The organism is Ruegeria sp. SCSIO 43209, assembly GCF_019904295.1.
Lineage (GTDB): Bacteria > Pseudomonadota > Alphaproteobacteria > Rhodobacterales > Rhodobacteraceae > Ruegeria.
Genome location: NZ_CP065359.1, coordinates 725,390 through 740,072 on the forward strand (window position 1 = coordinate 725,390; position 14,683 = coordinate 740,072).

The following is a 14,683-nucleotide window of genomic DNA, read 5'->3' on the forward strand; positions in this document are numbered from 1 at the left end:
CGCGCCCCACCGCGTCATTGCTGGTTCTTGTTGCCAGTCTTGTGCGGTCTTTCCCGCAGATCATAGCGCGGGCATCGGGCCATGGAAAGACTGCTACATTCGCTTCGGCAAGATTTCCCGCTTTATGGCTTGCCTCCGCGCTCAACTCGTCATAGACCCAGCCTCACGCGGGGAGGTGGCAGAGTGGTCGAATGCGGCGGTCTTGAAAACCGTTGAACGTGAGAGCGTTCCCAGGGTTCGAATCCCTGTCTCCCCGCCACTCATACCTGTCTCACTTCAGTTGTGTTTTTTGACCCGGAATTGTGCCGCAATTCCCGCGAGTTGACGCATGCACTTTCAATCAGAGACGGAGCAGATCGTACACTCGGATCACGATTCAGGCCCCAGTCTCAGTGCCGCATTTTGGTGGGATCGCTTTGGGCGGGATTTCCCTGATACCCGGAAGTTTACAGGGAAATTTCGCAAAACGGGACTGAGTTCAGTAATTTCACCTGTCAGAACTGAATGTTTTACAGGGGGTTAATGTTGCAAATTCCCTAAAAGGTGGAGCAGGGAATTTTCTCGTGCGAACAGGGAATTGTTCCGCCGGATCAGGGAGGGCGAAGTCTGTATCAGTGACGCAGGATCTGGAGATGTCAGAAGCCGAACAGGCGTTCCTGTTCGGACCAATCAAGTGGGTGGGTCACGCTGACCAGACGCTTGAGTGTAAGTTCAGGCGGCTGGGTGCCGTCGAGTATCGCGGCCTGAATCTTCGGTGAGAGAAACGCGAGCTGGGCACGGGCAAGGATGAAAGCGCCGGGGACGCTTTCACGCCGCGCAACTTCCATCAGTTGAACTCCGGACTTCAGATCGTGGGTCCAGCCATGGGCGCGGATCAACATGGACCGGAGGCGGGGATCGGGTTGGGGTCTTGTCAGAAGAACGTGTCTTGAGCGGGGCAGGGGTGTTGCATAGCTTTTGCCCATGACCAGACCTGCCTCTTTCAAATACTTCAAAACCAGTCCCGATATCATCCGTCTTGCGGTAACGCTGTACATCCGCTTCCCGCTCTCGCTTCGGAATGTCGAAGACTTGTTGCACGAGCGAGGCATCGACGTGAGCCACGAAACCGACTGCTACTGTTGGAACAGGTTCGGTCCGATGTTTGCCTCTGAGATCCGAAGAAAGCGTGTTCAGCAATTGAGAGCATACTCCAGATGGAAGTGGCACGCGGACGAGGTTTTCGTGAAGGTGAATGGTAAGCGGCATTATCTTTGGCGGGCTGTTGATCACGAAGACGAGGTGCTGGAAGCCGTTGTCACGAAGCGCCGAAACAAAGCTGCAGCACTGAAATTCCTCAGGAAAATGATGAAGCGGCACGGTTGCGCCGAATAGATCGTCACAGATCGCTTCGCTTCCTACAAGGCTGCGCTCAGAGAAATGGGCGCGCTTGAAAAGCAACAGACGGGCGGGTGGCTCAACAACCGTATCGAGAATTCGCACCTGCCGTTTCGACGACGCGAACGCGCGATGCAGCGTTTCAGGCGGATGCGAAGTTTGCAGAAATTCGCCTCCGTCCATTCCTCTGTTTACAACCACTTCAACCAGGAAAGATCGCTAGCCAGTCGAGACACCTTCAAGCTGACCCGCGCGGCCGCTCTTAGCGAGTGGCGTCAACTTTGTTCCGGATAGTTTCGCGGTTTCCGCCGCAAACTGAGACTGGTTCGAATTCGTTTGACAGCACCCTCTAAGATGTCCGCTCTTTTCCCACAGCCAGACTTTACTCTAACTTGACCCAAGCCGCATTCCTTGAAGAGCTTTGCACGCATGCGGCTACAAACTTTACACCATTGAGTCCATCATGGACCGTTGGATAGACAACCGAAGTATCAGGTGAAATCCCGCCTCGGAAAGCTTGGATTGCCTCAGCAGCCTCTCCATAGATATTGGCGAAACCTTCAAGATATCCCTCTGGATGGCCCGGAGGGACCCTACTCAACCGATTGGCAGCATCGCCCGCTCCAGCTCCATTTCGGGTGATCAGCCGCTTGGGTTCATTGTATGGCGTGAACCAAAGGTAGTTGGGATCTTCCTGAGACCACTCCAACCCACCTTTCTCACCATAGACGCGCAAACGAAGTGCGTTTTCATTGCCGGGAGCCACCTGAGAAGACCACAGCATACCCCGCGCTCCGCCTTCGAAGCGAAGCAACACGTGCGCGTTGTCATCGACTTTTCGCCCCGGCACAAAGGCCTGCAAGTCCGCCGCCAAGCTTTCCGCCGTCAGCCCGGTTACAAAACAAGCAAGGTTGTAAGCGTGAGTTCCGATGTCACCGGTTGATCCACCCGCGCCCGAGCGTTCGGGATCGGTTCGCCACTCAGCCTGTTTGAAATCCTGCTGCTCGGTCAGCCAGTCCTGAGGGTATTCGACCTGAACCACGCGGATCTTGCCAATATCTCCGTTAGCGACCATTTCACGCGCCTGCCGAACCAACGGATAGCCCGTGTAATTGTGGGTCAAAATGAATAGGGCATTCGCGCTTTCTGCTGCTTTGACCAGTTTTTTTGCATCGGCAAGAGTCGAGGTGAGTGGCTTGTCACAAATGACATGAATACCGCGCTTCAGGAACTCACGCGCGGCTGCATAGTGAACGTGATTTGGCGTGACGATTGAGACCGCCTCGATTCCAGATTTCAACCGAGCTTCCCTGATTGCCATTTGTTTGAAGTCTTCATAGACCCGTTCGAGCCCCAATGCCTGCCCACTTTCCATGGATTTCTCTGGCGTCGAAGACAAAGCACCGGCGACCAGCTCGAACTTGTCGTCCAGTCGTGCAGCTATGCGATGAACACCCCCTATGAAGGCGTCGTTTCCGCCGCCAACCATGCCAAGCCGAATGCGTCCTGATGTTTCTTCACTGCGTCCTGTGACCATCACTCAATCCCCAGCATTTTCCGATTGGCGGCTTCGTCGGCGCCACTATCAGCGAAATCATCAAAGGCTTTCTCGGTCACACGGATGATGTGATCTGACACAAACTGAGCGCCTTCACGCGCGCCATCCTCGGGGTGTTTGAGACAGCATTCCCATTCGACCACAGCCCAACCATCAAAGTCATTCGCCGCCATTTTTGAGAAGACCGCACCGAAATCCACTTGGCCATCACCAAGCGACCGGAACCGCCCAGCCCGATCAACCCAGCTTTGATACCCGGAATAAACACCTTGCCGCCCGGTTGGGTTGAACTCGGCATCTTTGACATGGAACATCCGGATCCGATCTTTGTAGATGTCGATATTGTCCAGATAGTCGAGGCATTGCAGCACGTAGTGCGACGGGTCGTATAGCATGCAGGCCCGTGGGTGATTTCCCGTCCGTTCCAGAAACATCTCGTACGTCACACCATCGTGGAGGTCCTCTCCGGGGTGGATTTCGTAGCATACATCAACGCCGCAGTCTTCGGCGTGATCAAGGATTGGCACCCAACGACGCGCAAGCTCATCAAACGCCGTTTCAATCAAGCCGGCGGGGCGCTGCGGCCAAGGATAGACATAAGGCCATGCCAACGCGCCCGAGAATGTCGCATGTGCAGAAATACCCAAGTTTTTCGAAGCTGATAGCGCTTTCTTGACCTGGTCTACTGCCCATTCTTGCCGGGCTTTCGGGTTCCCTCTGACGCTTTCGGCCGCAAAGCCGTCAAATGCACTGTCATAGGCCGGGTGAACGGCCACAAGCTGGCCCTGAAGGTGCGTTGAAAGTTCAGTAACTTCGACACCATTGTCCCTGGCTTTTCCTTTGAAGTCATCGCAGTAACCGGTGCTGGACGCGGCCTGTTCCAGGTCGAACAGCCGGCCGTCCCAACTGGGCACCTGAACGCCTTTGTATCCACAGTCAGCTGCCCATTTAGTGATCGCGTCCCACGAATTGAACGGCGCTTCGTCCCCCGCAAATTGCGCAAGAAACAAAGCTGGACCTTTGATCGTCTTCATAAAATCTCCTCCCCAAAACCTGAGCCTCTATGGCGGTAAATTTTCCTTCAGATAGATGTCGATGCGGATACGTTCCTGCGCTTTGTTGAACGGAACCTTATCCGAAGTCGCGCGCAGCAGGCGGACGGCTGAACGTACAATGTGCCCAGTGTCTTGCGAGATCAGAGCGTCAAATGTACCGAGCGTGAGCGCCTCACGACTGAGCGGTGTAAGCTCATGAGCTATGATCACCAGATCTTCGCTGAGCTTGTTTTCTGAAAGGAATTGAATCAGGCCTGCGTTACCCGCTGCTGACGAGTATATTCCGACCAGATCTGGATAGGTTTCAAATATTTCGGGCATCATCCTGTAAATCAGATCCGGGTCATCTCGGCCCTCGACTGATGCTACGACTTCGAGGTGCGGAAATTCCTCAGCCACAACAAGGTCAAAGCCTTGACGTCGTTCGAGGTGGTCACGTGCCAAACGGGATCCTGTAAGTACCAAGACCTTGCCGTCACGATGCACAAATCGCCCCATTAGCTGAGCGGCGGTTCGTCCTGCCGAAACGTTATCAATACCGACAAAGTGGTCTCGTTCAGAACTCGGCAAGTCAGACACCAGGGCAACAACCGGAACGCCTTTGTCCCTGAGCCTTTTAACAGCATCCCGGACAGAAGGCGTTTCGGGCCCGAAAACGGCGACTCCGTCTACATCCAAACTGTCTACAGCATCCAGAATGTTGACGATATCTTGGGGCTCAAACGGAGCAACCTTCTTTATTGCAATGCGAGTCCGTTCGATAAATTGGTCGCGTGATTGTTCTGCGATCTGACTGCTGATTGCCTCCACAAACTCGTTGTCCGTGTCCGGCAGAACAAAGAGGAAGTTGTAAACTCGGTTACGCGCAAGGTTGGCCGCGGCCGTGTCGCGCACATACCCCAGCTCATCAATCGCCTTTTGTACTTTCTGTACGGTCACCGCCCGCACGCCGGGGCGTCTGTTCAAGACCCGGTCAACAGTCGCTAGGCTAACACCCGCAACGCGCGCGATGTCATTAACGGTTGGCTTTTTCACCAATTCTAGTTTTTGTTTTTGGTCTTCCACGTGTTCTTCAGCCCTCAATCTCCCGCGCTAAGCCTTCAAACAACAAAGCAACAGCCTCAGCGCCGGGATCGTTATGTCCAACAAGGTTTTCTTCGGGAACATAGGCTGCGCGGCCTGCCTTAGCACGTCGAATATTTGCGGTGTTGTTCGCGCCTTTGCGGGCAGCCTCGGCCGCGTGCGTCAGACCAGATGGCAGCGCGGCAAGTGCCGGTGCCAGGGCGTCAATCATTGTCCTGTCACCGACCTTGGCACCCCCAACCTGGCTGACGCGATTCAGTCCTTCGACGAGAGATTTCGGTACCGATGCTCCGCTCGCACAGGCATCTCCAGCTGCGTTGAAGAAGATTGCGAGTATCACGCCGGAAGAACCACCCATTGTCTGACTTAACTCATTGCCCAACGCCGGAAACAGTTGTGTCAGATCAGCAAGCGGCATGCGGTCAAGGCTACCTTGCAATGCTCTTGCGGCAGTCGCCAATGTGCTTCCTGTATCGCCATCTCCAGATTTCGCGTCCAGTTCGTTGAGGTTCTTCTCCGCGTTGATGAGCAGTTCAGACAACCGGGTGATCGTTTCCCTTGTGGTGGGATTGTTCGAAGGAATTGGATCGATAGGGGTCAGGCCATCAGGCAATGGGGCCACTTTGATCGGGCCGATGGAATCGACCCCGGGCCATGCGGCCAGATCAACGGGTGTTTCAAGGGCTGACAAATCGTCCTGATCCACAGGCAGAATGGAAACCGAAAACCCGTGCATATCCAGCGACGTCATCATGGGTGCCGGGCCAATGATATGGTGGGCAAAACCAGTTTCGGACAACGCATGCGTAAGGACAGCCATTTCTAGCGGAGTTGTAGAACCCAGGTTGTTGACCAACGCCACGCAATCCCCGGACCCCACCCTTTGCTTCAGCTTCTCCACCACTGTGGACATAGCCGATACAGCATTTGAGAACTCGACTTGCTGTACACCGGGCTCGCCATGAATACCCAAGCCAAGCTCTGCTTTCCCGGGGGCGATCCGGTCTTCTTTTGGAGATCCCGGAACGGTACAGGTGTCCAAGCTCATACCGATGCTGACAACCTTCGCAATGGTGCTTCTTGCAGCATTTGTAACGGTGTCTAGGTCAGCACCGTCTTCAGCAAGCGCTCCGGCGATTTTGTGAACGAACAACGTACCCGCCACGCCACGTGGTTGCGGAAGATCGGGCAGGGCGATGTCATCGTCGACAACGACCATCTCTACCTTGCGGCCCAATGCACGGGCGCGTTCAGCTGCCAGTCCAAAGTTCAACCGATCACCGGTGTAATTTTTGACGATAAGCAGGCACCCAGCCTCACCCGTGACCGCAAGAATGCCCGCCAGAACCGCCTCGACTGACGGGGATGCAAACACTTCCCCGCACACTGCGGCTGTCAGCATACCGGCGCCAACAAAACCTGCATGGGCGGGTTCGTGACCAGACCCCCCGCCAGAAACCAGGGCGACCTTCGACTTGTCCCAATCCGACCTGTAAACAACCTTGATGTGCGGGTAACCGTCCAACCGGGTCAGTTGCCCTCCGGAAGACGCCAGAAGACCGTCTATGGCCTCTGTAACCAAAGTTTCTTTTGTGTTGAGGAACTGGGCCATGCTTTTGCTCCTTAATTCACGCGCGCGCCGGACGCGTCAAAATACAACGGGTTGTGTGGGCGGATTTTTATAAGTTTTCCAGATGGATAATCCTGATGTACATCAATCAAGGTCACAACCGGGTGACCGTTCAGGTCCAGGTGTAGCCGCGTTTGATCCCCCAGATGCTCTGCGCGTATTACCCGCGCTTCGCTGCCTTCTCCTTCGATGATGTTTTCCGGGCGAAGACCTATTTGCGGACCTTTGTGATTGCCTCCGAACAGCTCGGAAGGCAGAATGTTGATCCGCGGCAGTCCCAACCGGCTGGCGACATAAACGCTACCGGGGTTTTCATAGATGTCCCGGGGTGTTCCGTACTGAACCAGCCTGCCGTTCTCCAAAACGCCGATATGCGTCGCCATTGTCATGGCTTCGACTTGATCATGGGTCACGTATAGCAAGGTCGATCCCAGATCCGCCTGAATTCTTTTTAATTCGACCCGCAAATCCGCCCGAAGCTTGGCGTCCAAAGAGCTGAGGGGTTCATCCATCAGAAATATCTGGGGGTCTCGCACCAGCGCTCGTCCAATTGAAACGCGCTGCATTTCACCGCCAGACAGTTCAGTCGCTTTGTTGTTCAACTTGTGCGGAATCTGGAGGATGTCCGCAACTTCGTTAACCTTCCTCTTGATCTCATCCTCTGGCGTCTTCAGGATCGGCGACCTCAGAGGAAAAGACAGGTTCTCCCGCACTGTCATATGCGGGTACAGTGAGTATTGCTGGAAAACCATAGCCACATCGCGCTGGGCTGGCGTTTCTATTCCAACATCCCGTCCAGCAATGCGAACGGTTCCAGAATCCAGTTTCTCAAGTCCGGATATCAATCTCAGCGTCGTTGTCTTTCCCGCGCCCGTTGGACCCAATAGCACCACAAAGGCGCCGTTGGGGATCGTCATTGAGATATCATCCACCGCCTTTAGATTGCCGAATGACTTCGAGATATTCTCTAAAACGACTTCAGCCATTACTTAGTACCTCGTCGTTCAGAGCGGACCTCAACGCGCGTCCGGTGGCCTTTTCAAACAGTGTTACTGAGGGTGAGCGGAACTCTAACCCCACCGTCTCGCCGGGATTTACGACTTCGCGCGCATCAATCCGGGCTTTCAGCTCTCCGTTCGGGCTTTGCAGCGTCACGATCTGGGTGGTTCCCAAATATTCTGTCGCCAGAACCTTGGCTCTGTAGGCGCTCGCATCCGATAGAAAAACATGCTCAGGGCGAACCCCAAAAACTAAGTCACCTTCCGCCCCCTCCATCAGTTTGGGCACGGCTTCGTCATGGCCATTTAGTCGAACCATTTCCGAGTCAGGCGCGACCTTTCCTTGAAACGGCAGGAAGTTCATGGAAGGGGACCCGATAAAATCTGCAACGAACATTGTGGCTGGTTTGTCGTAGATTTCCTGAGGTGTGCCGAATTGCTCAATCACAGCGTTGTTCATCACTACGATCTTGTCGCCCATTTGCATGGCTTCCAACTGGTCGTGTGTCACGTAAACAGTGGTTGCGCCCATACGGTCATGAAGCGCGCGTAACTCTTCGGCCATGTGTTCTCGAAACTCGGCATCTAAGGCACCCAACGGTTCGTCCATCATGAATGCCTTGGGTTCGCGAACGATCGCGCGGCCCAGTGCCACGCGCTGCCGGTCGCCACCTGACAGTCCACCTACCGGGCTATCGAGGATGTCGTTGATCCCCAGAATTCCCGCGACTTCTTCTACTTTGGCTTTTACAGCAGCACGCGGCATGCCCTGCGATATCAGGGGGTAGCTGATATTTTTGCGCACGTTCATGTGGGGATACAGCGCAAACATCTGGAACACGAATGCAATGTCTCGCTCTGATGGGGGTCGCTGGCTGATTTCTTCGCCGTCGAGATAGATCTCACCCGATGTTGGAAGTTCCAAGCCTGCGATCATCCGCAGTGTCGTCGTTTTGCCGCAGCCCGATGGACCAAGCAGCATGAAGAATTCACCATCTTCAATCGTGAACGAGCTTTCCCGCACAGCGGTGAAATCGCCGAACATCTTCTTTACGTTTTTGACAACGATCTGGGCCATTTCTACTCCGGAAAATGGCTGACGATGATGAACATGACAGTTCCGATCAGCGTAACGATGAAGGAATAAGTGAACGCCCAAAGGACGAACGGTTGCATCAGCATAAATACGCCGACCGCGATGAGGATGGTCGCGACCATCTCCCATGGGCCTCGGCGAAAACGCATTAATCCTGATAGAAACTCGCTCATTTGCGCACCGCTCCGAATGTGATCCCGCGCAGCAGGTGTTTGCGCATCAGGATGGTGAAAATCATGACCGGAATCAGGAAGATCGTGGCACCAGCCGCAACTGCAGGCCAATCCAGCCCACCGATCCCGATGATGGTGGGAATAAAGGGCGGCGCGGTCTGCGCATTCGCGGATGTCAGCAACACGGCAAACGCATACTCGTTCCATGCAAAGATAAGGCAGAAGATCGCTGTCGAAGCGATACCCGTCGCAGCCTGCGGCAGTACAACTTTGTAAAACGCCTGAAACCGGGTGTAGCCGTCTATTAGTGCCGCTTCCTCATACTCTCGCGGGATTTCGTCGATGAACCCTTTCAGCAGCCAAACAGCCAACGAGATGTTCACACCCGTATAGAGAAGGATCATCCCCAAATGCGTGTCGCTTAGACCGAGGTTTCTGAACATCAGGAAGATTGGGATCGCAACGGCAACCGGGGGCATCATTCTCGTACTGAGGATGAAGAACAGAAGGTCGTCCTTGAGCGGCACCTTGAAACGGCTGAATGCATAAGCAGCCAAGGTGCCAAGGAAGATGCTTAGAAACGTCGATCCAAACCCGATGATCACCGAATTCATAAAACGCTCGCCAAACTTGGATGGCCCGACAATAACCATGTCATATTGCCGGACGATCTCATCGGCCCAGTTCTGTGGCGGGTTGGCTTCCAGGAACTCCTGCGTCTGCCGTGTGCGAGTGGTGAAGAGATTGACATAGCCTTCAAGCGTTGGATCAAAGACAACCTTGGGTGGGTAGCTGATCGCATCGGCTGGAGACTTGAAGCCAGTTAGCAAAATCCAAACCAGCGGGATCATCGTGATCAGCGCATAGGTGATAACCAGAAACCCGGCGATCCACTTTGAACGGTTCGAAGGTTCGGTGACGGAAAAACTGCTCATCTCTGTTTCACCTTGTTCAGGGCTTTGACGTAGATCGACGCGAGGCCGAACACGGTGACGAAAAGGATGATCGCATAGGCCGAGGCATAACCCGTGCGCCATTTCTCAAAGGCTTCGCGCTTCAAATTGATGGAGGTCAGCTCCGTAACAGACCCTGGCCCGCCGCCCGTCAGTTGCACCACCAGATCGAACATCTTGAAGTTCTCGATCCCTCTAAACAGCACCGCCAACATGAGGAATGGCAGGACCATCGGGATGGTAATCGTAAAGAACTGGCGCAGCTTGCTGGCCCTGTCGATCTCAGCTGCCTCGTAGATGTAATCGGGAATACTGCGCAGCCCGGCCAGACAGATGAGCATCACGAAGGGGGTCCACATCCAGGTGTCGACAATCACGATGGACCAGGGCGCCAGCGTTACGGACCCGAGCATCTCAAAGCTCGACGGGTCTTTGCCGGTAAACCACGATACGATGTAGTTAAACAGACCGATCTGGGGCTGATAGAGAAACTTCCAGAAGTTCCCGACGACGGCAGGCGACAACATCATCGGCAGCACGATGATCGTGGTCCAAAGATCATTGCCCTTGAATTTCTTGTTGATCAACCACGCCAGAGTAAATCCGATCAGGACTTGAAAAAAAATCGTCCAGAACAGGAAATGCGCCGTCGCCTGCATGTTCAGCCATGTGTCCGAGTCTGTCAGGATGCGCTCGTAATTCCTGAACCCGACATCTTTGACCTCGCGCCCGATCCGGTTGGCCTTGTAGTTGGTAAAGCTCAGTTGGATGGTCCAGATCAAAGGGAAGATATTGATCGCCAGCAGTAGAAATATCGTTGGGGAGATGAATATCCAGGCGATCGCGCGGTCGGATAACCCCCGAATTTTTCGCGCAACTCGCTCGGGCGTTGCCTGCGCAACGCGATCTACGGTCCTGTCAGACATCTCTTTGCCAGTTCTTGTTGGTTTAGGACTCACGGGTGAAGGTAGAGCGGGTTTGCACCCGCTCCTGCCTGTGTCCGGACTAAAGCTTGCCTTCGTCTTCGAAGACTTCCGTCCAATCTTCGATCAGAAGATCAAGCGCTTCTTGAGCTGTGCCTTGGTCGGCAACCACGTAGTCGTGGATGCGCTTCTGCATTGCCAGCAGCAGTTCCGCGTAGGCAGGCTCTTGCCAGAAATCCTGCACCCCGGCCATTGCTTCCAGGAAGTCACCGGCGAACGGTTGGCTGTCTACGAAACCAGGATCTTCCAGCACCGAATTATGTGCCGAGTAGCCGCCTAGTTCCCACCATTTGGCCTGAACTTCTGGCTGCGCGAACCACTTAATGTACTCAAGCGCGGCGTCCTGTTTGTCAGAGTAGCTGACAACAGAGATACCTTGTCCGCCCAGTGTCGAGCCTGCCTGATTTTGTGGTGGGTTGACGAAGAAGTCGATCTTGTCACCACCGGTATTGGGATCGGCATAGAGACCCGGGAAGAACGCAAACCAGTTCATAGCCATGGCGACCTGACCGGACTTAAAGGCGTCCAAGCTCTCGCCCATGTAGGAGTTTGTGTATCCTGGGGGTGTCGCTGTTTTGTAGAATTCTTTGTAAAACTCTAGCGCTTCGACTGCTTCGGGCGAGTTTACGGCACCCTCCATATCGTAGGATCCTGGTGTGTTTTCATATTTGAAGCCCCACGGATAGAGCGCTCCGGTCACACCCATGGTGATCCCTTCGGACCCACGCTCAGTAAAGATCGCCGCACCGTAGACCGTCTTTCCATCGATCTCACGACCCTGGAAAAACTGCGCGATTTGCAGCAATTCTTTCTGAGACTGAGGTTCACGCAAATCTTGCCCTGTTGCTTCCTTGTACGCAGCTTGGATGTCCGGATTCTCGAACCAGTCCTTGCGATAGAACCAGCCGTTTGCATCCCCCATTGCGGGCAATGCGTAGAAGTTCGGAGTACCTTTAGGCCATGTCGAATAGGCGTAAACCGTTGCCGGCGCGAAATCGTCCATGCTGATACTCTCGGCATCGAAGAAATCATTCAGTTTTACATAATGACCGTTTTCAGCGCCCCCGCCGATCCACTGACTATCTCCGATCAACAGGTCGCAGAGCTTCCCGCCGGAGTTCAGCTCGTTCAGCATCCGGTCGGCAAAGTTTGGCCAGGGAACAAATTCGAAGTTCATCGTGTGGCCGGATTCTGCTTCGAATTCTTTTGATAGCTCAACAAGCGCGTTGGCCGGGTCCCATGCAGCCCAACAGAGCGTCAGGTCTTCAGCATTTGCCTTGGTAGAAAGAGTAGTAGCGGCAAGGACTATTGCGCTGGCCGAAGCCAGTTTTGTGTAAGTCATCCATTCCTCCCTTTTTTGCACCGTCATTCGAGGATGTGCGAATCGCGGCATGTCTATAAGGCTATTTGAGGTACGCACCTCAAGTCCAGAAATATTTGAGGTTCGTACCTCAAAAAGGCGGAGAGGAACGTTCAATTTGCTTCTTAGTCGTTGATTATATGAGAATTTGTTTATTTTTCTTGATACGCATCTATTCTCGTCAGCGAGGTATTAAATGGCTCTATCGACTAAAATTGGCACAGCCTACAATCGCGGCCATCATGCGGCCAACGCGTTTAGCGAACCCTCTGCTGAAGCACTCACAGATTATTTGGTCGATACCTTTGAGAATTGGAGGTAGCGTCGAATAGCGCGGACCACTCGGGGACGTGTATAACTTGTTTGGTCAGGTGCAGACGTATGAACACACTCACTATCGTCAGATTGAACCGCTATCCAATTAAAGGATTGAGTGCCGAGCCTATGCAAACCGTGACGCTGCGAGCAGGGGAGGGGATTCCAGGTGATCGCCTTTTCGGGTTCGCGCGCTACAACTCCGGATTTAACGCACAGAACCCTCAGCCTCTGCCGAAAGATCGCTTTGTTGTTCTATTAAATGAGGCTGCTCTGGCAGGTGTTAAGACGAATTTTGATATTGAGACCCAAAATCTTGTGATCAAAGCGAGCGGCAAAACACACAGCTTTAACATGCAAGCTGCAGAAGATCGGAAAAATGCGTCAAATTTCCTTTCTTCAGAGATTGGCTTAAAAGATCCCGAACCGCCAATATTCGTTTCGTCGGCTCCTCATCGGTTTACAGATGTGTCTGTCGTATCACCCAAAATGATGAACGCGATATCCGTTTTAAATTTGGCGTCTGTGGAAAAGTTGGGTGAAAAACTGAACGCAGAAATCCACCCAGCGCGCTTCCGGGCGAATATCGAGATGGACGGTTTACCTCCGTTTTCTGAGTTGGATGAAGCTGGATCAGTTTTCAGATTTGGCGATGTTGAGTTAAAGATACTTTCACGTACGAAAAGGTGTGCAGCCACTGAAGTGAACCCGGAAACGGCCGAGCGGGACATGAAGATACCCTATCAAATTCGGGTGTTGATGGGTCATTCGGACATGGGTGTCTATGTTGAGGTTGCTAAAGGCGGAACGTTGAGAGTCGGCCAAACTGGGGAAATCTTAAATTGAATGTTACTCACACCGCCAAAGTAGCAACCCCGTGCGGTTTGTCCCGCGTTCTCTCAAATGATTTGTGTCTACTCTCAGCAAAGCGGCGATTTCTGCCATTTGAGGCGTTACATCATTTCGCTTCGCAATGAGAAATTCTGCTACGACTTTTTGAACTTAGGAGGGCCTGTCTTGTACCGCGCTGAGTAGGACCTCCTCTGTCCCAAAACTGCATTGCAAAAATCCGGCGTTCACCGGGCTGCAATCTTTGCACACTATATTGATATTGGGCTGCGACCTCGGGTCCTGCTTCCTTCAGAACGTAACCTATGGCAGCTTCCACGTTGAAAGCATGAAGATCGGGATTGCTGACGTCCATGGGAGAACATGGGTTCCGGTGTTGAAGTCGTTGAACAACCTCAATCTACCTATCAGTCCCGCGGCGCCTCTTTGTCCACCCGGCGTTGCGCTTCGGAATGTCGAAGATTTGTTGCACGCGCGAGGCATCGACGTGAGCCACGAAACTGTCCGGTATTGGTGGAACAGGTTTGGCCCAATGTTTGCTGCTGAGATCCGAAGAAAGCGTGTTCAGCTATTCAGAGCATACTCCAAATGGAAGGGCACGTGGACTAGGTTTTCGTGAAGGCGAATGGCAAGAGACACTACCTCTAGCGGGCCGTCGATCATGAGGGCGAAGTGCTCGAAGCAATCGTTACCAAACGTCGAAACAAAGCAGCAGCACTGAAATTCCCCAAGAAATTGATGTAGCGATACGGTAAAGCGGAAACCGTCGTCACGGATCGCTTCGCATCGTACCGGGCCGCTCTTAGAAAGCTTGGCGCTACCGAAAAACAACAGACGGGCAGGTGGCTTAACAACCGAGTCGAGAATTCACACCTTCCTTTCCGACGGCGTGAACGCGCCATGCAACGTTTCGGGCGCATGCGCAGTCTGCAGAAATTCGCCGCCGTCCATTCCTCCGTATACAACCACTTCAACCAGGAAAGATCGCTAACCAGCCGAGACACCGTCAAGCTGACCCGCGCCGCTGCTCTTAGCGAGTGGCGTCAACTTTGTTCCGGGTAGGTTCGCGGTTTCCGTGGCAAACTGAGACTGGTTCGAATTCGTCTGACAGCACTTCGGTCCCGAAGGGCGGGAAGCTGACATTCTCTGCGGTTGCAAACCTATCCGGTAGCGGAGGCGAAATCCGACCTTCGCGGTCGACGCCTACGGCTAGAATCGAAGATACAAAAAAGCCCCCTTGATTTCGTAGGCGT

12 protein-coding genes, 1 tRNA gene and 2 pseudogenes are annotated in these 14,683 nt (G+C 53.7%); 4 read left to right on the plus strand and 11 right to left on the minus strand.

The features are described from left to right. Nucleotides 1-169: 169 nt before the first annotated feature. Nucleotides 170-259 (plus strand) — tRNA-Ser (locus I5192_RS03715). Nucleotides 260-635: 376 nt separating this feature from the next. On the opposite strand, the gene I5192_RS03720 is transcribed toward I5192_RS03715, so the two are convergent. After that, nucleotides 636-881 carry a hypothetical protein gene (locus tag I5192_RS03720; protein WP_223117786.1) on the minus strand — a complete coding sequence of 82 codons (246 nt, stop codon included), beginning with the start codon at nucleotides 879-881 and terminating at the stop codon, nucleotides 636-638. An 82-nt stretch (nucleotides 882-963) separates the two neighbouring features. Between I5192_RS03720 and I5192_RS03725 the strand changes: the two are divergent. Then, a pseudogene (locus I5192_RS03725) lies at nucleotides 964-1,671 on the plus strand (IS6 family transposase). Nucleotides 1,672-1,759: 88 nt separating this feature from the next. Here I5192_RS03725 and I5192_RS03730 read toward each other — a convergent pair. The 10 genes from I5192_RS03730 to I5192_RS03775 all read right to left on the minus strand — a co-directional run bounded on the left by I5192_RS03730 (nucleotide 1,760) and on the right by I5192_RS03775 (nucleotide 12,248). Further along, nucleotides 1,760-2,914 (minus strand): Gfo/Idh/MocA family protein, encoded by a 1,155-nt coding sequence (locus I5192_RS03730; protein WP_170598749.1) that lies wholly within the window; start codon nucleotides 2,912-2,914, stop codon nucleotides 1,760-1,762. Continuing rightward, entirely contained in the window at nucleotides 2,914-3,969 is a 1,056-nt protein-coding gene (locus I5192_RS03735; protein WP_170819498.1) for a sugar phosphate isomerase/epimerase, read from the minus strand. Before I5192_RS03735 ends, I5192_RS03730 begins: the two co-directional genes overlap by 1 nt. A gap of 27 nt (nucleotides 3,970-3,996) precedes the next feature. Continuing rightward, the gene (locus tag I5192_RS03740) at nucleotides 3,997-5,055 is read right to left on the minus strand and encodes a LacI family DNA-binding transcriptional regulator (protein WP_170567733.1); all 1,059 of its coding nucleotides are present in this window, start codon (nucleotides 5,053-5,055) and stop codon (nucleotides 3,997-3,999) included. A gap of 7 nt (nucleotides 5,056-5,062) precedes the next feature. Further along, nucleotides 5,063-6,685 (minus strand): dihydroxyacetone kinase subunit DhaK, encoded by a 1,623-nt coding sequence (locus I5192_RS03745; RefSeq protein WP_170626548.1) that lies wholly within the window; start codon nucleotides 6,683-6,685, stop codon nucleotides 5,063-5,065. A gap of 11 nt (nucleotides 6,686-6,696) precedes the next feature. After that, nucleotides 6,697-7,689, minus strand: a complete 993-nt coding sequence (locus tag I5192_RS03750; RefSeq protein ID WP_170403462.1) for an ABC transporter ATP-binding protein — start codon at nucleotides 7,687-7,689, stop codon at nucleotides 6,697-6,699. After that, nucleotides 7,682-8,779 (minus strand): ABC transporter ATP-binding protein, encoded by a 1,098-nt coding sequence (locus tag I5192_RS03755; protein WP_170734706.1) that lies wholly within the window; start codon nucleotides 8,777-8,779, stop codon nucleotides 7,682-7,684. Before I5192_RS03755 ends, I5192_RS03750 begins: the two co-directional genes overlap by 8 nt. A 2-nt stretch (nucleotides 8,780-8,781) precedes the next feature. Next, a complete protein-coding gene (locus I5192_RS03760; RefSeq protein ID WP_170399676.1) occupies nucleotides 8,782-8,970 on the minus strand; it encodes a hypothetical protein in 189 nt (62 codons plus the stop codon). Next, entirely contained in the window at nucleotides 8,967-9,905 is a 939-nt protein-coding gene (locus tag I5192_RS03765; RefSeq protein WP_010442361.1) for a carbohydrate ABC transporter permease, read from the minus strand. The genes I5192_RS03760 and I5192_RS03765 overlap by 4 nt, the downstream gene beginning before the upstream one ends. Then, nucleotides 9,902-10,849 carry a carbohydrate ABC transporter permease gene (locus tag I5192_RS03770; protein WP_170403466.1) on the minus strand — a complete coding sequence of 316 codons (948 nt, stop codon included), beginning with the start codon at nucleotides 10,847-10,849 and terminating at the stop codon, nucleotides 9,902-9,904. The genes I5192_RS03765 and I5192_RS03770 overlap by 4 nt, the downstream gene beginning before the upstream one ends. Nucleotides 10,850-10,928: 79 nt before the next feature. Further along, entirely contained in the window at nucleotides 10,929-12,248 is a 1,320-nt protein-coding gene (locus tag I5192_RS03775; protein WP_223117787.1) for an ABC transporter substrate-binding protein, read from the minus strand. Between the two features lie 399 nt (nucleotides 12,249-12,647). Between I5192_RS03775 and I5192_RS03780 the strand changes: the two genes are divergently transcribed. Beyond that, a complete protein-coding gene (locus tag I5192_RS03780) occupies nucleotides 12,648-13,427 on the plus strand; it encodes an MOSC domain-containing protein (RefSeq protein WP_223117788.1) in 780 nt (259 codons plus the stop codon). Nucleotides 13,428-13,869: 442 nt separating this feature from the next. Further along, nucleotides 13,870-14,492, plus strand: a pseudogene (locus I5192_RS03785) (IS6 family transposase); the annotation flags it as partial. Between the last annotated feature and the right edge of the window lie 191 nt (nucleotides 14,493-14,683).